Origin of the sequence: Nonomuraea sp. B19D2 (assembly GCF_040137845.1) — a bacterium.
Taxonomy (GTDB): domain Bacteria; phylum Actinomycetota; class Actinomycetes; order Streptosporangiales; family Streptosporangiaceae; genus Nonomuraea.
In genome coordinates this window covers 20031-39427 of sequence record NZ_JBEFAK010000010.1, presented here as the reverse complement: position 1 = coordinate 39427, position 19397 = coordinate 20031, and the positions used below count along the sequence as shown (strand labels likewise).

The window sequence follows — 19397 nt, the reverse complement described above, 5'->3', positions numbered from 1 at the left end:
TAGGAGTGGTACAACATTATGGTACCACTCGATGGGTTGTTCAGCACTCGATCACGTTGACGGCGAGGCCGCCGCGTGACGTCTCCTTGTACTTGTCCAGCATGTCCCGGCCCGTGTCGCGCATCGTCTTGATGGCCTTGTCCAGGGCCACGAAGTGGCGGCCGTCGCCGCGCAGCGCGATCCTGGCCGCGGTGATGGCCTTGTTGGAGGCCACCGCGTTCCGCTCGATGCATGGGATCTGGACCAGGCCGCCGATCGGGTCGCAGGTCAGGCCCAGGTTGTGCTCGATGCCGATCTCGGCCGCGTTCTCCACCTGCTCGGGCGTGCCCCCCAGGACCTCCGTGAGAGCGGCCGAGGCCATCGAGCAGGCCGAGCCGACCTCTCCCTGGCAGCCCACCTCGGCGCCCGAGATCGAGGCGTTCTCCTTGAACAGCACGCCGATCGCGCCCGCCGTCAGCAGGAAGCGCACCACGCCCTCCTCGTCGGCGTGCGGCACGAAGCGGGTGTAGTAGGTCAGGACGGCCGGGATGATGCCGGCGGCGCCGTTGGTGGGGGCGGTGACGATGCGGCCTCCGGCGGCGTTCTCCTCGTTGACCGCCAGCGCGAAGAGCGTCACCCAGTCCATGGCCTGCAGCGGGTCCTTCTCGGCCGGCTCCGACTGCAGGCGGCGGTGGAGCTGGTTGGCGCGGCGCTTGACCTTGAGGCCGCCGGGCAGGACGCCCTCCTTGGCGATGCCGCGGCGCACGCACTCCGACATGACCTGCCACAGCCGCAGCAGGCCCGAGCGGATCTCCTCCTCGGTGCGGCCGAACGCCTTCTCGTTCTCGAGCATGAGGGCCGAGATGGACAGGCCGGTGTTGGAGCAGTGCTTGAGCAGCTCCTCCCCGGTGGTGAAGGGGTAGGGCAGGACGGTGTCGTCCGGCTTGATGCGGTCGGCGCCGGTGGCCTTCTCGTCCACGACGAAGCCGCCGCCGACCGAGAAGTAGACCTTCTCCCGCAGTTGCTCGCCGTCGGCCGTGTACGCGGTGAAGCGCATGCCGTTCGGGTGCTCAGGGAGGGAGAGCTTGCGTTCGAAGATCAGGTCCTGGCCGACCACGAAGGGGATCTCGTGCGTCCCGTACAGCTGGACCGTGCCGGACTCGCGCATCCGGGCCAGCCGGGCGTCGATGGAGTCGACGTCCACCAGCTCGGGCTTCTCGCCGGAGAGGCCGAGCAGGACCGCCTTGTCGCTGCCGTGGCCCTTGCCGGTCAGGCCGAGCGAGCCGTACAGGATGGCCTCGACCCGCGCGACCTGCGAGAGCAGGCCGTCGTCGTGCAGGCCGCGGGCGAACTTGTGCGCGGCCGCCATCGGGCCTCCCGTGTGGGAGCTCGACGGGCCGATGCCGATCTTGAAGAGGTCGAAGACGCTGATCGCCATTGATGGGCGCCTCTCATGCAGGGCCGGGGCCCCAGCGAGGGGCCCCGGGAAAACGGATCAGGATTCGCCCGAGGTGAGCGCCGTGTACTCCTCGGCGGAGAGCACTTCTTCTGGCTCGCCTTCGACGCGCACCCGGAACATCCAGCCCTCGCCGTACGGGTCGCTGTTGACCAGGCTCGGGTCGTCCACGACGACCTGGTTCACCTCGACGATCTCACCGCCGACGGGGGTGTAGATCTCGTTCACCGACTTGGTGGACTCCACCTCGCCCACGGAGTCGCCCGCCTCGACGTTCGAGCCGACCTCGGGGAGCTGCACGTAGACGACGTCACCAAGGGATTCGGCGGCGAAGGCCGTGATGCCGACGGTCACAGTGATGCCGTCGTCGAGGCCCGCCACCCACTCGTGCTCCTTGGTGTAGCTCAGGTCGTCAGGGATGTTGCTCACTTGTTCCTCCTGTAGAAGGGCAGCTCTACCAGGTCCATAGGTTCTTGGCTGCCCCGGATGTCCACGGCCAGGCCTGATTCGACGCCGGTGTCCACGTAGGCCATCGCGATGGGCCTGCCCAGGGTCTGGGAGGGCGCACCGCTGGTGACCTCGCCGACGACGGCGCCGTCCCTGGTGACCGGGTAGCCGTGGCGCGGCACCCGGCGTCCCCGCGCGACCAGGCCGACGAGACGGCGTCGCGGCGTGTCGTCCTTGACCGCCTCGAGCGCCGACCTGCCGACGAAGTCGCCCGGCTTGTCGAATTTCACCACTCTGCCCAGCCCCGCGTCGAACGGGGTCAGTTCGGCGCTGAGTTCGTTGCCGTACAACGGCATGCCGGCCTCGAGCCGGAGCGTGTCGCGGCTGGACAGGCCGGCGGGCTTGAGCCCGTACGGCTCGCCCGCCGCCATGAGCGCGTGCCAGAGCGGCACCGCGTCCTGGTTGGCGACGAACAGCTCGAACCCGTCCTCGCCGGTGTAGCCGGTGCGGGCGATGAGCGCCTGCCGCCCGTCCACCAGCCCGGGCAGGCCCGCGTAGTACTTGAGCCCGTCGAGGTCGGCGTCGGTGAGCGTGGCGAGGATCTCCTGGGACCGAGGCCCCTGTACGGCGATCAGCGCGTACTGGTCCGAGCGATCCTCGACCACCACGTCGTACGCCTTCGTACGCTCTATCAGCTCATTACCGACTTTTTCGTAGTTCGAGGCGTTTGCTACGACCATGAACTCTCCGTCCCCCAGCCGGTAGACGATGAGGTCGTCGAGCACTCCGCCGCGCTCGTTGACGATCATGGTGTACCTGGCCCGCCCGGGCGTCAGTGCCGACAGGTGGCCGACCAGCGCGTAGTCGAGGGCCTCGCCCGCCTGCGGCCCGGTCAGGAAGATCTCGCCCATGTGCGAGAGGTCGAACAGCCCGGCCGCCTGCCGAACGGCGTTGTGCTCCGCGGACTCGCTCCCGTACCGGAGCGGCATGAGCCACCCCGCGAAGTCGGTGAGCGTGGCGCCGAGGCTCTGGTGAACGTCTCGTAGCGGTGTTGGTCGGGACATTTGTCGCACCTCTGGACAGGATTGGATGCCAGCATCCTCCCCCTCTGTCATCGATGCCTGAGAGCTTCGCCCGAGTTTTGCCGGACTTTCACCTTCGGCGAGGCCCCCAAAGGCCTGCTTTCCAGAGGTCACCTCAGCCGCGCGGTCCTTTGCCTTGAGAGGTTTGCGGGGAGGGCTTGCTCCTTCAGGGACCCTGACCGGCTGTCAGGGTGCTCTCCCGCGCGGTTTTGCCGGTGATGTCCGTCAGCCTAGTGCTGTGATGGGGGTGTTGTCGCGTTCAGGCCGCTGATGGACTCCTCAAGTGAATGGCGGCTTTCCGCCCGGTCGCCATGGGTCCTGCGGTCAGCAGGCGGCGATGAGGGCCTCGAAGAGCGCGCAGTCCTCGGCGGCCTCCGGGTGCCACTGCACGGCCACGGCGAAGGGCGCCGAGTCCAGCTCGACCGCCTCGATCGTGCCGTCGCCGGCGGTGGCGCCGACCGTGAGCCCGGGCGCGAGGCGGTCGATGGCCTGGTGGTGGTAGTGGGGGACCGTCACGGGGTCGGCGCCCAGCGCCTTGGCCACGCGGGTGCCGGGCATGGCGGTGACGGGCATGGGACCGAAGCGGCCGGGGGCGGGGGAGTGGCCCGCGTGCCCGACCACGTCGGGGAGGTGCTGGTGGAGGCTGCCCCCGAGGGCGACGTTGAGCACCTGGAGCCCGCGGCAGATGCCCAGGTACGGCAGGCCCGCGTCGAGGGCCGCACTGATCACGGCAAACTCCGACTCATCACGAAATTTCCGGATATAGCCGGTGTGCTCCCCGGGCGACTCACCGTACCTCGCCGGGTCGATGTCCCCGCCACCGGCCAGGATGAGTCCGTCCAGGCGCTCCAGGACCCGCGCGGGCTCGCCGGCGGGCGGCAGCACGACCGGCTGCCCGCCGGCGCGTACGACCTGCTCCACGTACATGTACGGCAGGAGCGCCACGGTCATGTCCGCCCAGACCGTGAAGTTCGCCGGCTCGACGTACGACGTGATGCCGATGACGGGACGCTGCACGATGATCCCCCAGAGCTAGAGCGGCGTGACGTAGGCGCCGGAGATGCCGCCGTCCACCAGGAACTCACTACCCGTGATGAACGACGCGTCGTCACTGGCCAGGAACGCCACCGCCGCCGCGATCTCCGACGCCTCGGCGAAGCGCCCCAGGGGAACGTGCACCAGCCGCCGCTGTGCCCGCTCCGGGTCCTTGGCGAACAGCTCCTGCAGCAGCGGCGTGTTCACCGGTCCTGGGCACAGCGCGTTCACCCTGATGCCCTCCCTGGCGAACTGCACGCCCAGCTCGCGCGTCATCGCGAGCACCCCGCCCTTGGACGCCGTGTACGAGATCTGCGAGGTCGCCGAGCCCATGACGGCCACGAAGGACGCGGTGTTGATGATCGAACCCTTGCCCTGGCGCCGCATGTACGGGATGACGTGCTTGCAGCAGAGGTAGACGCTGGTCAGGTTGACCTCCTGGACCCGGCGCCAGGCGTCGATGCCGGTCTCCAGGATGGAGTCGTCATCGGGGGGCGAGATGCCCGCGTTGTTGAAGGCGATGTCCACGCTGCCGTAGGTGTCGTGGGCCGTACTGAACATCCGGACGACGTCGTCCTCGCTGGTCACGTCGGCCTTGACGAAGAGGCCGCCGACCTCGTTCGCCGCCTTGACGCCCGCCTCCTCGTCGACGTCCACGCAGACGACCCTGGCGCCCTCCGCGGCGAACCTGCGCGCGGTGGCCAGCCCGATGCCGCTGCCCGCGCCCGTGATGACGGCGACCCGATCCTGCAAACGCTGCACTTGATTCACTCCCAGGAAATGAAGACGTTCTTGGTCTCGGTGAACGCCGCCAGGGCGTCGGGGCCGAGTTCCCTGCCGAGTCCGGACTGCTTGAAGCCGCCGAACGGGGTCCAGTAGCGGACCGACGAATGCGAGTTGACCGACAGGTTGCCCGCCTCCACCGCCCGGGCCACGCGCAGCGCCCGCCCGACGTCGCGGGTCCAGATGGAGCCGCTCAGGCCGTAGGGGGTGTCGTTCGCGATCCGTACGGCCTCGGCCTCGTCCTGGAAGCGCACCACGGACACGACCGGCCCGAAGATCTCCTCGGTGAACGCCCGGTCCGTCACGTCGGGCGTCAGCACGGTCGGCGGGAACCAGTAGCCCTTGCCGTCGGGGCAGGATCCCTGCAGGTAGGGGGTGCCCTGGACGAAGCCGCGCACGCGGTCGAGGTGCTCGGCGCTGATCAGCGGGCCCATCTCGGTGCTCTCGTCGAGCGGGTCGCCGACCTTGACGCCCTGTACGGCCGTCGCGAGGCGCTCCATGAACTCGTCGTACACCTCGGCCTGGACGAGCAGCCGGGACCGGGCACAGCAGTCCTGGCCGGAGTTGTCGAAAACGGCATAGGGCGCGGTTTTCGCCGCCTTCTCGAGATCGGCGTCTGCGAAGACGATATTTGCGGATTTGCCGCCCAGCTCCAGCGTGACCCGCTTGACGTGCCGCGCCGCCTTGGCGGCTATCTCCTTGCCCACCTCGGTGGAGCCGGTGAACACGATCTTCGCCACGCCGGGATGCTCCACCAGGCGGGCCCCCGCGACCTCCCCTGCCCCAGGCAGAACCTGGAGCACCCCCTCGGGGAGGCCCGCGGCGAGGGCCAGCTCTGCCAGCCTCAGCGCGGTCAGCGGGGTCCACTCGGCCGGCTTGACGATCATCGTGTTGCCGGCCGCGAGCGCTGGGGCCATGCCCCACGCCATGATCATCATAGGGAAGTTCCACGGCACGATGACCCCGACGACGCCCAGCGGCTCCTGGAACGTGATGTCCACGCCGCCGGCCACGGGGATCTGCCTGCCGTGGTCGCGCTCCGGGGCGCCGGCGTAGAAGTGCAGCACGTCACGCACGTTGCCGGCCGCCCAGCGGGCGTTGCCGATCGGGTGCCCGGCGTTGGCCAGCTCCAGCCGCGCCAGCTCCTCGCCGTGCTCGTCGACCAGGTCCGCGAACCTGCGCAGCAGCCGCGCCCGGTCGCCGGGCGACACCTCGCGCCAGCTCCCGTACGCCTTCCTGGCACGCTCCACAGCCCGGTCGACCTCGGCGGCGTCGGCCAGCTCGACGTCGGCGACGACATCCTCCGTCGCCGGATTAACGATCTTCATGCGCCCCATTCACATCCGCTCGAAACCACGGAACAGCTCCCAATCCGTCACCGCCGCGTCGAACGCGGCCAGCTCCACCCGCGCGTTGTTCGCGTAGTGCTCGACCACGTCCTCGCCGAACGTCTCGCGCGCCAGCTTCGACCCCTCGAACAGCGCCAGCGCGTCACGCAGCGTGTGGGGGACGGTCTCGGCGCCGGCGTCGTAGGCGTTGCCCTCGTACGCGCTCTCCAGCGGCAGCTCGTTGTCGATGCCGTGCAGCCCGGCCGCGATCAGCGCGGACACCGCGAGGTACGGGTTGACATCGCCCCCCGGCACCCGGTTCTCCACGCGCAGCGACAGTCCGTGGCCGACGAGCCGGAGCGAGCAGGTGCGGTTGTCCACGCCCCACTTGACGGCCGTGGGCGCGAAGCTGCCGGGAACGTAGCGCTTGTAGGAGTTGATGTTGGGGGCGTACAGGAGGGTGAGCTCGCGCAGGCAGGCGAGCTGCCCGGCGATGAAGCGGGCGCCGAGCGGGGAGAGCCCGTGCGGCCCATCGCCCGCCATCACCGGATCCCCTTCGCTGCTGCGCAGCGAGATGTGGATGTGGCAGGAATTGCCCTCGCGCTGGTTGGGCTTGGCCATGAAGGTGATCGACTTGCCCTCCTGGGCGGCGATCTCCTTGGCGCCGTTCTTGTAGATGACGTGGTGGTCGCAGGTCCTGAGCGCCTCGTCGTAGCGGAAGGCGATCTCGTGCTGGCCCAGGTTGCATTCGCCCTTGGCGGACTCGACGTACAGGCCGGCGCCTTCCATGCTCCGCCTGATCCGCCTGAGCAGCGGCTCGATGCGGGCGGTGCCGAGCAGAGAGTAGTCCACGTTGTAGAGATTGGCCGGCGACATGTCCCGGTAGCCGCGTTTCCACGCGTCCTCGTAGCTGTCCTCGTAAACGCAGAACTCCAGCTCGGTGCCCACGTACGCGGCCAGCCCGCGCTCGGCGAGGCGGGCGAGCTGCCTGCGCAGGATCTGCCGGGGCGAGGCGGTCACGTCGCCGCCGCTCTCCCAGGCCAGATCCGCCATCAGCATCGCGGTCCCCTCGTGCCACGGCACCCTGCGCAACGTCGCGAGGTCCGGCTTCATCACGAAGTCGCCGTAGCCCCGCTCCCAGGACGACATCGAGTATCCGGAGACGGTGTTCATGTCCACGTCCACGGCCAGCAGGTAGTTGCACCCCTCCGAGCCGTGGTGCAGCACCTCTTCGAGAAAATAGCGGGCGGACAGTCTCTTGCCCTGCAGCCTGCCCTGCATGTCGGCGATCGCGAGGAGGACGGTGTCGATGCGCCCGGCCGCCACCTCGTCGCGCAGCTCGCTGACGGAAAGGAACCCGGTGCTCGACCCCTCGTTCACGCTGTCCCGCTCCGATCTGGGCTGAGGCGCTCTCCCGCTGATTGGGCTAGTGTTAGACCATTGAGGTGTATAGCGGGATCTCTTGTCAAGACCTGAGGACACGTTGGACGAGTCGGCGCGTTTGATGACGGTGTTACGGCCGGTGCGGGCCGGCAACGCCTTCGAGGAGACCGTGGAACGGCTGCTCCAGGCGATCAAGCTGGGCGTGGTCCCGCCCGGCGACAAGCTGCCGCCGGAGCGCGAGCTGGCCGTCCAGCTCGGCATCAGCAGGGTCACCTTGCGCGAGGCCATCCGCGCGCTGTCGGACGCCGGCTATCTCGACGTGCGCCGGGGGCGCTACGGCGGGGCGTTCGTCACGTACAAGCCGGACCCGGGCGATCTGCAGCAGGTCGTGGCCGAGATGGGCACGGACGACGTGTCGGACGCGCTCACGTTCCGCCTGGCGGTGGAGTGCGGGGCGGCGCAGGTGCTGGCCGCGTCCGGCCTCACGCCGGAGAAGGAGGACGTGCTCCGCCGCCGGTTGTCGGATCTGAACGAGGCCCCGATCGAGGACTACCGCCGCCTCGACACGGCCTTCCACCTGTCCATCGCCGAGCTGACCGGCTCGACCCTGCTCGCCACGGCGTGCGCCGACGCCCGCTCGCGGGTCAGCGACCTGCTGAACGCCATCCCGATGCTCCAGGTCAACCTGGACCACGCCGCCGTGCAGCACCAGGCCATCGTGGACGCCATCCTCTCCGGCGACCCCGACGCGGCCCGCCGGGCGGTGAGCGAGCACCTGGAGGGCACGGCAGCTCTTTTGCGGGCATTCCTGTCCTGAGGCATGGAAGGGGCGGACGGCTCGTACCATCTCTTTTAGAGTCATGGGCAACTGGTTTCAGCAGAGCATTGTCACCACAGGACGGCTGCCGCTGTTCTGTTACTTCGTCACGCTCATCGTGGCGTTCATCGCCACCCGCATCAACGTCCGCCTGATCAGGAAGAAGGTCGGCTGGTTCCGCAACGTGAACGTGGGCGAGATGCACATCCACCACGTCGTGTTCGGCGTCGTACTGATGCTGGTGGGCGGCGTCTCCGGGCTCATCGTCTCCTCCGCCTCGCAGGCCGGCTACGCCGCCGCGGCCTGCATCTTCGGCATCGGGTCCGCGCTCGTGCTGGACGAGTTCGCGCTGATCCTGCACCTGCACGACGTGTACTGGGAGGAGGAGGGGCGCACCTCGGTGGACGCGGTCTTCATCGCCGTCGCCGTCACCGGCCTGCTCCTCATCGGCCTGCGCCCGCTGACCTGGGACTACGGCACGCCGGTCAACCCTGCCGCGCTGATCGTGGCCAACCTCGTGCTGGCCGTCATCACCCTGCTCAAGGGCAAGATCTGGACGGGGATGGCGGGCCTGTTCGTCCCGCCCATGCTGCTGGTGGGCGCGGTACGGCTGGCGCGCCCCGGCTCGCCGTGGGCCCACTGGTTCTTCGCCAAGCGGTCACCGCGCAAGATGGCCAAGGCCATACGCCGCGAGGAGCGCTGGCGGCGGCCGGTGATCAAGGTCAAGATCGCCTTCCAGGAGTTCCTCTCCGGGCGTCACGATCTGCCTTCCACTCGGCGCGGCCGTCGGCATACTTGAGTCATGGCGCTTCCTTCGATCTATGAGGGGCTCGAGGAGAAGGTCCCCGACTCGCTGGCCGACCTGCACGGGCCGGCCGGCGGTGTGGTCGCTCTGCCGCCGCACCTGGCGTGGTCGGGGCTGACGGAGTTCGACCTGTCCAAGCCCGGGATCCGGATGGAGATGTACCGCACCGTGATCACCACCGGTCGGCGGGTCGATTACGAGACGTATCTGAACGCAGACCTCCTCGTCGATGACTGGCCAGTGCTGAGGAGAGGGCTTGGACCCGGCTACCGTCACGTCTGGGAGAAGAAGCTCTCGCTGCCGCGGGAGAGTGGCGCCTGATGCACTTTCCGCCCTTCCAGGAGCGGTTGCTTCATGCCGTGTCGCCCGTCTGCGAGCGCTACGGTCTGGTGCTCGCGGGCGGTTATGCGATCAAGGCTCACGGCTTCACCGACCGGCCGAGCAAGGACCTTGACTTCGCAACCGCCATGGAGCTGCCGCTGCCCGACGTGGCCAACGTGCTCGGGCTGGATGACGCGGTCGGGTTGAAGATGCGCGCCGTGCACGAGCGAAGCCTCGCCCGCGACATCATCGACGTCGCCGCCGTGGCCCATCTGTACTCCTATCGGGCGCTCGAGCAACTCGCCGCCATGCACCATGAATTCTTCTCGGTGTATGACCTGCTCGCGCGGCTGGAGTTCGTCGACCTCATGGACGACGAGGCATTCGAGGCCTATGGCGTGGGCGAGGAGCGGATCAAGGAAATCCGTCGGTTCGCGCAGGGATGGGTGGACGACATCAAGTGGCGCCGGGCGGACGACGGCGATGTCGACTACGACGCCGACGACCTGCCCGACATCGACTGATCGCCGTCGATCAGCGGCGTGAGCAGCGGGCGTTTGGCGGTGCGGCCGTCGCCGGAGGAACGGCCGCGGAGGCGGCGGCCGATCCAGGGGCCGGCGAAGGCGGCGAGCCAGCGCACCTCCCCCGACGCGGCACGCAAGGCGCCCGGGGCGGGCAGGGGCGGCAGGGGCGTCGTCCACGCGTCGTCGCTGCCGGGCAGGCCGAGAGCGTGCGCGACGCCGGCGGCGAAGCGGGCGTGGCCGGTCGGGCTCGCGTGCAGCCGGTCGACGCTCCACATGCGGGCGTCCACGGTGAAGTCGAGCGGGAACGTGTCCACCAGCGTGACCCCGGGACGGGTGGCGGCCTCGCGGATGCGGGCGTTGAAGTCGAGCAGCCTGGGCCGGAGCGGGCGGGCCAGCGGAGCGAGCCGGAAGATGTCGGGGAAGGTCATGGTGACCACGTGCGCGCCCGCGGCGGTCAGCTGGGCGATCATGTCCGCCACGATGTCGGCGACCTTGGCGGCGTCGAAGCCGGGCCGGATGATGTCGTTCATGCCTGCCATGACCGTGACCAAGTCGGGACGCAGGGCCAGGGCGGCGGGCAGTTGCTCGGCCCGGATCTGGGCCGCCTGGCGGCCGCGGACCGCGAGGTTGGCGTAGCACAGGTCGGGGTTGGCGTGGGCCAGGTGCTCGGCGAGCCGGTCGGCCCAGCCGCGGTGGCCGATGATGTCGTCGCCGTCCCCGAGGCCCTCGGTCTGGCTGTCGCCGATCGCGACGAAACGGGCATACGTCATGAGTTCGTCCTCTGTGTGTGGGCTGCTCGCTCGGTCAGGGTTCGGGCGGTCTCCAGGCACCAGTCGCGCATCTCGCGCTCCAGGCGGCAGCCCGCCAGGCAGGAGAGGTACGGGCCCACGTGCTCGCCCTGGCGCAGGAACGTCTCCTCGTCCTGGTCGCCGCGCATGCGTAGGAGGGTCTGCTCGAAGAAGGCGAGCTTGACGGCGGCCTCCTCGGCCCGCTCCCGGAGTTGCTCGATCACGGGCCCCGGGTCGACGTGGTCCACGGCATGCACTTTGACGGCGAGGTCGTCGCGGATGAGCAGGGGCTTGGGCGGGGTCGCGGCGAACAGCGCCAGCTCGGCGGCCCCGGCCTCGGTGACCGTGAACACCCGCTTGTTGGGACGGCCCTTCTGGACGACCTCCCGGCCCGCGATCAACCCGTGGGCCTCCAGCTTGGTCAGCTCTGCGTAGAGCTGCTGAGGGGCGGCGTACCAGAAGTTGGAGACGCCGACGTCGAAGATCTTGGTGAGCTGGTAGCCGCTGTACTCGCCGCCGAGCAGGGCCGCCAGCATGGCATGCCTCAGAGCCATGGATAGTCATGTCCATGAGTAGTCATGGACATGACTATAACCGGAGCGGGCTTACCGGGGCTAGAGGGTGGCCACCGAGCGGAGGGCCAGGCCCGCGCCGAGCAGTACCACCATCGCGGCCGTGCCCACCGGGGCGAGGCCCGAGAGCCTGGCGGCCAGGCGGCGGCCCGCCGCGGCGCGTCGCTCCAGGCGGTCCACGAGCTTGACCAGGAGCAGGCCGGTGACGGTGAGGGTGGCGGCCATGCCGACGCCGTAGGCGGTCACCAGCGCCACCCCGAACCAGGTGCGGCCGAGCGCGATGGCCCCGAGGAGGACGACGAGGGCCGAGGGGCTGGGGACGAGGCCGCCCGCGACGCCGAGGCCCACCAGGGGTGCCCGCTTTGTCGCGCGCTCTCCCTCCTCGTTCTCGCTCCCGCTCCCGTGCCCGTGCCCGTGCCCGTGCCCGTGCCCGTGCCCGTGCCCGTGGCCGTGGCCGTGCCCGTGCCCGTGCCCGTGCCCGTGCCCGTGCCCGTGCCCGTGCCCGTGCCCGTGCCCGTGCCCGTGCCCGTGGCCGTGCCCGTGCCCGTGGCTGGGGCGGCGGGCGTTCAGGAGGAGGCGGAGGCCGATGGCGGCGATCAGGGTGCCGCTGGCCACGCCCAGCCAGGCCAGCACCGACTCGCCCGCCAGCGCAGTGAACACGCTCAGCAGCAGCCCCACCACCAGCACCCCGACCGTGTGCGTGGCCGTCACCGTCGCGCCCACCACGAGCGCGTCGCGCGGGCGACCGCGCCGCCCGGCCAGGTACGCGGCCATGACGGTCTTGCCGTGCCCGGGGATCAGCGCGTGCCCGGCCCCCAGGACCACGGCCAGCCCGACCGCCAGCAGCCCGAGCGGGACCGTCAGCGAGTCGGAGCCGATCAGGCCCGTGAACATCCGGTCCAAGGCGGCCAGGGCGTCACCTATCGGGCCGCCGATCCCGCCCGGCACCGTGCCGCCGCCGGGAGCGCCGGAGGCGGGCAGGCTCGGGCCGGTGGCGACGGTCAGCGTGGCGGTGCGCTGGTCGAGCGGGTTCGCCAGCAGGTCGTTGGGGTACGCGTACAGCTCCCTGCTGACGCTCACGGAAGGCACCGAGGAGCGGACCAGCCGCACCCCGTCGCCCACGGCGGTGATCTCGCGCCAGCCGATCCTGTCCTGCTCGAACCCGTCCGTGAACTCCATGGCCCCCGCGGCGCGGACTTCGGCCACGAGCCGGCAGGACAGGCGGCTGGTCTGGAGGCCCCCTTGGCCGGGGGCGTACGCGAAGGAGGAGCCGGCCACCCGCCACGGCACCGCCCCGCCCGCCACCTCGAGCCGCTGGGCGGAGGCCAGAGCGGCACAGCGGCGAGCCGCATACGAGCCGTCCACCTGGGGTCTGGCCTGCAGCGTCGGCAACTCGGCCAGGTCCACGACGGCGAGGTTGCGCACCTCGGAGGGAGAGATGCGCAGGCCGTTGTAGTGGTTGACGGTGAAGTTGCCCAGCGGGTGGAGCGTCACGGGAGCGGCGGCCTGGGCGGCCCCGGTGCCGAACAGGGTGCCGAGCAGGAGGCTCGCGCAGAGGGACAGCAGGCCGAGCCGGAGCAGTCTCATGAGAACCTCGCCAATGCGGGAAGCGTCGGGTCGAAGCCGGCGTCCACCGTGACGGACCGGCCGAGCGCCTGCTCGATCTTGGCGCGGTGATATGTCAGCAGCGGGTTCCGCCAGCCGGTGGCGGTGGCCTTCTTCGCGTACGGCAGCGCCTCGGCCGGTTTGCCCGCCTTGAACAGGGCCCAGGCAAGGGCGTCGGCGGCGACGAGGTTCGGGTTGCGCGCGTACTCGGCCCTGGCGTGCTTGACGGCCAGCGCCGGGTCCCCGTGGTCGGCCTCGAACTCGGCCCAGGTCAGGTCGTCGCGCACGCCCGCCGCCTGGAACAGCTTGCGCTGCGCCTTGAGCAGCGTCCAGTCAGGGGTCTGGCCCGCCTTGAGCCGGGTCTCGCCCTGCTCGATCAGGTACTGGGGGAGAGGCAGGCGTTCGACGACCGTGTCGTACAGGGCCAGCGCCTCCGCCAGGCGGCCGGCCAGCGCGGCGGTCCTGGCCTGGCCCGCGAGGGCCGACGGGTAGGCGGGGTAGACCTGCAGGGCCTTGGCGTACCGGTCGGCCGCCGTGGTGAGATCGCCGGAGTGGAGCGCCAGCTCGCCCTGGTAGTAGCGGGCGTAGGCGACGTCGGCGGGCGACCAGGCGTCGCTCTCCGCCAGCTCCAGGTATTTGCGGGCCCCCGCCAGGTCGCCGCGGAGCTCGGCCGCGTACGAGGCGCGGGCGAACGCCGCCACTCCGGGACGCAGGCCCATCATCTCCTCCACCGCTCGTTGCGCCCCGCGCAGGTCCCCGAGCTGCGTCTTCGCGTCGGCCAGCACGCCGTAGGCCGCGGCGCCGTACGGGTTGGCGCGGATGGCGCACTCGGCCAGCCGCACCGCGTCGGCGAACTCGTGGCGGCCCGCGGCGAGCGCCGCCTGGCCGGTGAGCACCGCGTCGTCGCCCGCCCTCAGCTTGGCGGCCGTGGCGATCGCGCCTTCGGCCTTGGTGTAGTACGACGGGTCGCCGGTGATCCTGGCCTGGTCGACGTACTGGGAGGCGAGCTCGGCCCAGCCGCGGTAGTCGCCCGGCAGGCGCTTGAGCCGCTCCTGCAGCGTCTCGGTGAACGGCTCGGCCTGCGCCACCGGCTGCTCCGATGGCGCCGCCGAGAACGAGAAGATCGTGAAGGCCATGGCCCCGAGGAGGGCCAGTCCGGCGAATACGGCGAGGGAACGCATGTCCAAGGCTCCAGTGCTGAGGGACCTCGAGGGGTGACAGCCGGCCGGCCGTGACGGGGACCCGGCCGGCCGGCCTCATATCGGCGGCAGACGGTGGGAGAGGGGTCTGCCGCCGGAGGGCGGACCGGCCTGCTTGGAGAGGGAGCAGGCCGGTCAGGGAGTTAGCGCTGGTTCACCGCGACGTTGCTGGGCAGCGGGATGTACGGGAACGACTGGAGGAAGGGCTTGTCGTTCTTGTCCACCTTGTCCGTCAGCCCGGGCACGAGCTTGCCGGTCAGCGCGGCGCCGGCCACGGCCTGCAGCTCGATGTCCACGACGTCGTCGGCGAGTCGGCGGCCGTTCGGGAACCCCTGCAGGTCACCGGCCAGCACGCCGAGGCGGTTCGGGTCCTTCGCCGGCGGGATCGCCATGTTCAGCCGCAGCATCTCGGCGGGGCGCAGCTTGCCCGCGTCCTTGTTGAGCACCTGCGAGTTCAGGTCGGCCTTGATGGGGCCGTTCTGCTTGGCGATGCCGGTCAGGAAGATCTCGACCAGGTCGGCACGCGGGGTCGCGGGGGCCTTGATGCCGTAGATGGCCTCGAGCAGCCTGGCCACCTCGGGGTCGGTGACCCGCTTGACCAGCGGCGCCACGTCGGCGTCCTGCTCCGGGGACAGGGCGTTGAAGGCGTCCTTGAGCCCGGCGGGCGAGACGACCTCGTTCACCAGCGGGTTGCACAGGCGCGAGACCTGGACGTACCTGCTGCCGTTGAACTTGTCCGTCGTCGAGCAGATGCCGATCACCGGGTTGCGCTTGACGTCGCCCTTGAGTGCCAGCTCCTTGGCGGGCACCTGGATGGCCACGGTGTTGACGTTGTAGCCCTTGGCGGTGTCCTGGCCGACCTCGGCCAGGTTGCCCCCGTAGAGCAGGTCGAACACGCGCAGGTCCAGGAAGAACGCCTCGTCCGACTGGCCGGCGAACACCTTGCCGCCGCCGGGCAGACTCTTGATGGACTGGGCGCGCAGGGTGCCGTAGTCGGGCATGGAGGCCGGGCCGACGTTGCTCGGCGCGGCGATGGCGTCGCTGACCAGGGTCCTGCTGCCGGCGGGAGTGATCTTCTTGAGCGTGTAGCGCTGGCGGAAGAGCAGGTTCGGGTCGTCGAGCGAGGTGACGGGGCCGTTGTTGTACAGGAACGTGGTGGTGCCGCGCTTGTCCTCGTTGCGGAACGTCCACTCGTAGGTGATGTCGGGCCTGGCGTCGCCGTCGTTGTCGATCTTTATGTTGTAACGGGACTTCGTGGCGAACGGGTAGAAGTTCGGGCCGCCGTTGGGCTCCTCGAACGGGATCCAGTTCGCCAGCAAGGTCACCGTGTCGGCCTTGTCGGGGCTCACGAACGCGTACACGTCCGTGTTGTCGTGCTGCGGGTCGCCCGCGATCATCGGGGCCTCGCGGTGCGAGGAAGCGGTGCCGGAGTCGGTACGGAGCACGGCCAACGACGACGCTGCGACCGCTGCGGCGAGGCCAAGTCCGACTAGAGCGCGCCGGTTGATCCGGAGCTCCATTTTCGGTCCTTTCGAAGGGCTGATCGGTCGTACGAGGTTCCGGCCGGGTTCCTCGACGCCCTATTCGTCTGGGTGTCGCCTCCGGATGTCGTCTCCTCCTCAGGAATGAGGGGTCAACCAAAGTTGACATACTTAGGTCGTCAATTTAGGTTGACCCTGTCTGCGGGGTGCGGATCGTGCCGCCTCGTTCGTTGGAGAAAGTCGGGATATGTCGCGAGAGGAGATGCAGTGGTCAAGGAGTTGCTCGCCTACATCCGCCCGCACCGGAAGGTCCTGTTCCTGGGCGGGCTGCTGGGCCTGATCGGCTCGGCCGCGGGGCTCTCGATGCCGTTGCTGGCCAAGTACGTCGTGGACGCGTTCGGCGAGGCGGGATCGATGGCCGGGCCGCTGTTAGGGCTGACCGCGGCGGTGTTGATCGGCGCGGTCGTGTCGGCCGGGGGAAGCTACCTGATGGAGCGCACCGGCGAGGGCATCGTGCTCGGCGCCAGACGCCGGCTCGTCGACCGGATGCTGCGGCTCAAGGTCGCGGACGTGGACCGGCTCAAGCCGGGCGACCTGCTGGCGCGGGTGACCGGTGACACGACGTTGCTGCGGGCCGTGCTGACCAACGGGATCGTCGAGTCCGTCAGCGCCGCGTTCATGCTGGTCGGGGCCATCGTCATGATGGCGACCATGGACGGCGTGCTGCTGCTGGTCACGCTGCTCGTGGTGGTGGTGATCGGCGGGCTGGTCGCGCTGATCATGCCGAAGATCGAGCGGGCGCAGACCCAGGCCCAGGAGGCCGTGGGCGAGATGGGCGCCGTGCTGGACCGGGCGCTGCAGGCGTACCGGACCGTCAAGGCCAGCGGGGCGGAGGAGCGGGAGATCGCGGTGGTGGGCGACGCGGCGGAGCGCGCCCGCGACAGAGGGCTGCAGGTCGCCGGCTGGACGTCGCTCGCGGGAGTGGCGACGTGGATGGCGGTGCAGATCGCGTTCCTGGCGGTGCTCGCCGTCGGCGGGGCCAGGGTCGCCTCCGGCGCGCTCGAGGTGTCGTCGCTGATCGCGTTCCTGTTGTACCTCTTCTACCTCGTGCCGCCGATCGGGCAGCTCGTCCAGGGCGGCGTGCAGCTCCAGCAGGGACTGGCTGCGATGAAGCGGATCAAGGAGATCGAGAACCTGCCCGCCGAGCCGGTCAGCGCCGCCGTCGCGGGCACGGCCGAGCCGGTCGGGGTGACGTTCGACAACGTGGTCTTCAGGTACGGCGAGGACCGGCCGACCGTGCACGACGGGGTGAGCTTCGAGGTGCCGCCCGGCGGGCTGACCGCGCTGGTGGGGCCGTCGGGAGCGGGCAAGTCGACGGTGTTCGCGCTGCTCGAACGCTTCTACGACCACCAGAGCGGGACCATCGGGATCGGCGGGCGCGACATTCGCGACTGGCCGCTGGGCGAGCTGCGGGCCGCCCTGGGGTACGTCGAGCAGGACGCTCCCGTGCTGGCCGGAACACTCCGCGAGAACCTGCTCTTCGCCGCCCAGGACGCCACCGAGGAGGAGCTGCGCCGTGCCGTCACCCGTACCAGGCTCGACGACCTGGTGGCCAGGCTGCCCGAGGGGCTGGAGACGCCGGTCGGGCACCGCGGCGTGCTGCTGTCGGGCGGCGAGCGGCAGCGCGTGGCCATCGCCAGGGCGCTGCTGCGCAAGCCCAGGCTGCTGCTGCTCGACGAGGCCACCTCGCAGCTCGACGCGGTCAACGAGCTGCGGCTGCGCGAGGTCATCGCCGAGGTGGCCGCGGAGACCACCGTGCTGGTGATCGCTCACCGGCTGTCCACCGTGACGAACGCGGACCGGATCGTGGTCATGGAGGGCGGCGGCGTACGGGCGGTCGGGACGCACGACTCGCTGGTCGGCGAGGACGAGCTCTACCGGGAGCTGGCCGCCACCCAGTTCCTTGTCGGCTAGGGCCCCGCACCCTCCCTCAATGTACTCTGCGGGTGACAAAGATGAATGCCTTCATTCAGGAGGGTCACGATGAGCCGCAGCGTGCGCGCGCCACGAGGCACGACGATCACCGCGAAGGGGTGGCCGCAGGAGGCGGCGCTCCGCATGCTCCAGAACAACCTGGATCCGGAGGTCGCCGAGCACCCCGAGCAGCTGGTCGTCTACGGCGGCTCGGGCAAGGCGGCGCGTGACTGGGCGTCGTTCGACGCGCTGGTCAGGACGCTGACGACGCTCGAGGGCGACGAGACCCTCCTGGTGCAGTCGGGGCGCCCGGTGGGTGTGTTCCGCACCCACGAGTGGGCGCCCCGGGTGCTCATCGCCAACTCCAACCTGGTGCCCGACTGGGCCAACTGGGAGGAGTTCCGGCGGCTGGAGGCGGCCGGGCTCACCATGTACGGGCAGATGACGGCCGGTTCGTGGATCTACATCGGCACGCAGGGCATCCTGCAGGGGACGTACGAGACGTTCGCCGCCGTGGCGGCTAAGCGCTTCGGCGGGTCGCTGGCGGGCACGATCACGCTGACCGCCGGGCTCGGCGGGATGGGCGGAGCCCAGCCCCTGGCCGTCACCATGAACGGCGGCGTGGTCATCTGCATCGACTGCGACCCGCGCTCGGTCGCCCGGCGGATCGAGCACCGCTACCTCGACGTGGAGGCGGCGTCGCTGGATGAGGCGCTGCGGCTGGCGTACGCGGCGCGCGACGCCCGCGAGGCCCTGTCCATCGGGGTCGTGGCGAACGCGGCGGAGGCCGTGCCCGCTCTGCTCGCGCGCGGGGCCGAGATCGACATCGTCACCGACCAGACCTCGGCGCACGATCCCCTGATGTACCTGCCGCTGGGGATCGCCTTCGAGGACATGGCCGCGGAGCGGGACAAGGATCCCGCCGGGTTCACGGAGCGGGCGCGGGTCTCGATGGCGCGGCACGTGGAGGCCATGGTGGGGTTCAAGGACGCGGGGGCGGAGGTCTTCGACTACGGCAACTCCATCAGGGGCGAGGCGCGGCTGGCCGGCTACGGGCGGGCCTTCGACTTCCCCGGGTTCGTGCCCGCGTACATCAGGCCGCTGTTCTGCGAGGGCAAGGGGCCGTTCCGGTGGGCGGCGCTGAGCGGCGATCCCGCCGACATCGCCGCCACCGACCGGGCCATCCTGGAGCTCTTCCCCGAGAACGAGGCCCTCTCGCGGTGGATCAGGAAGGCCGGGGAGAAGGTGCACTTCCAGGGGCTGCCCGCGCGGATCTGCTGGCTCGGGTACGGGGAGCGCAACCTCGCCGGGGAGCGCTTCAACGACATGGTGGCGTCGGGCGAGCTGCGGGCGCCCATCGTGATCGGGCGCGACCACCTCGACAGCGGGTCCGTCGCCTCGCCGTACCGCGAGACCGAGGCCATGGCCGACGGCTCGGACGCGATCGCCGACTGGCCGCTGCTCAACGCCATGCTGAACACGGCCTCCGGGGCTGCCTGGGTGTCCATCCACCATGGCGGTGGGGTCGGCATCGGGCGGTCCATCCACGCCGGCCAGGTGACGGTGGCCGACGGGACCGCCCTGGCGGGGGAGAAGCTCAACCGGGTGCTGACCAACGACCCTGGGACCGGGGTCATGCGGCACGTGGACGCCGGATACGAGGAGGCCGCCGAGGTGGCGGCCACGCGTGGCGTCCGCATCCCGATGCGCGAGTCCTGACCCCTGGCCGCTGTCCGCGTCACGCCGGGCCCACCGCACATCGTCCCGCCGACGCGGCGCCCGAAGAGGGGGCGCGGTGAGCCGGTGGGCGGAGAGCGG

General features: G+C 70.3%; 18 protein-coding genes and 2 riboswitches. Of the genes, 6 read left to right on the top strand and 12 right to left on the bottom strand.

Annotated features, from left to right (window positions below; translation table 11 throughout):
- Positions 1 to 40: 40 nt before the first annotated feature.
- The 7 genes from ABN273_RS19930 to ABN273_RS19900 form a co-directional block, all read right to left on the bottom strand.
- Positions 41 to 1417, bottom strand: a complete 1377-nt coding sequence (locus ABN273_RS19930; RefSeq protein ID WP_349450427.1) for an L-serine ammonia-lyase — start codon at positions 1415 to 1417, stop codon at positions 41 to 43.
- 57 nt (positions 1418 to 1474) lie between these two features.
- Positions 1475 to 1864, bottom strand: coding sequence for a glycine cleavage system protein GcvH (gcvH, locus tag ABN273_RS19925; RefSeq protein WP_349450426.1), 390 nt, complete (start codon positions 1862 to 1864; stop codon positions 1475 to 1477).
- Entirely contained in the window at positions 1861 to 2946 is a 1086-nt protein-coding gene (gcvT, locus tag ABN273_RS19920; RefSeq protein WP_349450425.1) for a glycine cleavage system aminomethyltransferase GcvT, read from the bottom strand. The genes gcvH and gcvT overlap by 4 nt, the downstream gene beginning before the upstream one ends.
- Positions 2947 to 2980: 34 nt before the next feature.
- A riboswitch (glycine riboswitch) is annotated at positions 2981 to 3078 on the bottom strand.
- Positions 3079 to 3176, bottom strand: a riboswitch (glycine riboswitch). It abuts the riboswitch before it with no gap.
- 112 nt (positions 3177 to 3288) lie between these two features.
- Entirely contained in the window at positions 3289 to 3981 is a 693-nt protein-coding gene (locus ABN273_RS19915; protein ID WP_349450424.1) for a gamma-glutamyl-gamma-aminobutyrate hydrolase family protein, read from the bottom strand.
- Between the two features lie 15 nt (positions 3982 to 3996).
- Positions 3997 to 4761, bottom strand: a complete 765-nt coding sequence (locus tag ABN273_RS19910) for a 3-oxoacyl-ACP reductase (RefSeq protein ID WP_349450423.1) — start codon at positions 4759 to 4761, stop codon at positions 3997 to 3999.
- Positions 4762 to 4766: 5 nt separating this feature from the next.
- A complete protein-coding gene (locus ABN273_RS19905; protein WP_349450422.1) occupies positions 4767 to 6110 on the bottom strand; it encodes an aldehyde dehydrogenase family protein in 1344 nt (447 codons plus the stop codon).
- 9 nt (positions 6111 to 6119) lie between these two features.
- The gene (locus tag ABN273_RS19900; RefSeq protein WP_349450421.1) at positions 6120 to 7490 is read right to left on the bottom strand and encodes a glutamine synthetase family protein; all 1371 of its coding nucleotides are present in this window, start codon (positions 7488 to 7490) and stop codon (positions 6120 to 6122) included.
- A gap of 124 nt (positions 7491 to 7614) precedes the next feature.
- On the opposite strand from ABN273_RS19900, the gene ABN273_RS19895 reads away from it, so the two are divergent.
- Genes ABN273_RS19895 through ABN273_RS19880 form a run of 4 tightly spaced genes read left to right on the top strand, consistent with a single transcriptional unit; the run spans position 7615 to position 9960 of the window.
- Complete coding sequence (locus tag ABN273_RS19895; RefSeq protein ID WP_349450420.1) at positions 7615 to 8310, top strand: FadR/GntR family transcriptional regulator; 696 nt, start codon at positions 7615 to 7617, stop codon at positions 8308 to 8310.
- 43 nt (positions 8311 to 8353) lie between these two features.
- Complete coding sequence (locus tag ABN273_RS19890; protein ID WP_349450419.1) at positions 8354 to 9109, top strand: hypothetical protein; 756 nt, start codon at positions 8354 to 8356, stop codon at positions 9107 to 9109.
- Positions 9110 to 9112: 3 nt separating this feature from the next.
- On the top strand, positions 9113 to 9436 hold the full coding sequence (locus ABN273_RS19885) for a hypothetical protein (RefSeq protein ID WP_349450418.1): 324 nt from the start codon (positions 9113 to 9115) through the stop codon (positions 9434 to 9436).
- Positions 9436 to 9960 (top strand): hypothetical protein, encoded by a 525-nt coding sequence (locus ABN273_RS19880; protein WP_349450417.1) that lies wholly within the window; start codon positions 9436 to 9438, stop codon positions 9958 to 9960. Before ABN273_RS19885 ends, ABN273_RS19880 begins: the two co-directional genes overlap by 1 nt.
- Here the strand turns inward: ABN273_RS19880 and ABN273_RS19875 are convergent.
- The 5 genes from ABN273_RS19875 to ABN273_RS19855 all read right to left on the bottom strand — a co-directional run bounded on the left by ABN273_RS19875 (position 9927) and on the right by ABN273_RS19855 (position 15644).
- Positions 9927 to 10730 carry an SGNH/GDSL hydrolase family protein gene (locus ABN273_RS19875; protein ID WP_349450416.1) on the bottom strand — a complete coding sequence of 268 codons (804 nt, stop codon included), beginning with the start codon at positions 10728 to 10730 and terminating at the stop codon, positions 9927 to 9929. The two genes, ABN273_RS19880 and ABN273_RS19875, sit on opposite strands and share 34 nt — an antisense overlap.
- Positions 10727 to 11302 (bottom strand): PadR family transcriptional regulator, encoded by a 576-nt coding sequence (locus ABN273_RS19870; RefSeq protein ID WP_349450415.1) that lies wholly within the window; start codon positions 11300 to 11302, stop codon positions 10727 to 10729. The genes ABN273_RS19875 and ABN273_RS19870 overlap by 4 nt, the downstream gene beginning before the upstream one ends.
- A 60-nt stretch (positions 11303 to 11362) precedes the next feature.
- Positions 11363 to 12907 carry a nickel/cobalt transporter gene (locus ABN273_RS19865; RefSeq protein ID WP_349450414.1) on the bottom strand — a complete coding sequence of 515 codons (1545 nt, stop codon included), beginning with the start codon at positions 12905 to 12907 and terminating at the stop codon, positions 11363 to 11365.
- Complete coding sequence (locus ABN273_RS19860) at positions 12904 to 14106, bottom strand: tetratricopeptide repeat protein (protein WP_349450413.1); 1203 nt, start codon at positions 14104 to 14106, stop codon at positions 12904 to 12906. Before ABN273_RS19860 ends, ABN273_RS19865 begins: the two co-directional genes overlap by 4 nt.
- 161 nt (positions 14107 to 14267) lie before the next feature.
- On the bottom strand, positions 14268 to 15644 hold the full coding sequence (locus tag ABN273_RS19855) for a DUF4331 domain-containing protein (protein WP_349450412.1): 1377 nt from the start codon (positions 15642 to 15644) through the stop codon (positions 14268 to 14270).
- Between the two features lie 228 nt (positions 15645 to 15872).
- Here ABN273_RS19855 and ABN273_RS19850 point away from each other — a divergent pair, with 228 nt between their 5' ends.
- Together ABN273_RS19850 and hutU are read left to right on the top strand one after the other, a co-directional pair.
- Entirely contained in the window at positions 15873 to 17579 is a 1707-nt protein-coding gene (locus tag ABN273_RS19850) for an ABC transporter ATP-binding protein (RefSeq protein ID WP_349450411.1), read from the top strand.
- A 69-nt stretch (positions 17580 to 17648) separates the two neighbouring features.
- Positions 17649 to 19298, top strand: coding sequence for a urocanate hydratase (gene hutU, locus ABN273_RS19845; protein ID WP_349450410.1), 1650 nt, complete (start codon positions 17649 to 17651; stop codon positions 19296 to 19298).
- Positions 19299 to 19397: the final 99 nt, after the last annotated feature.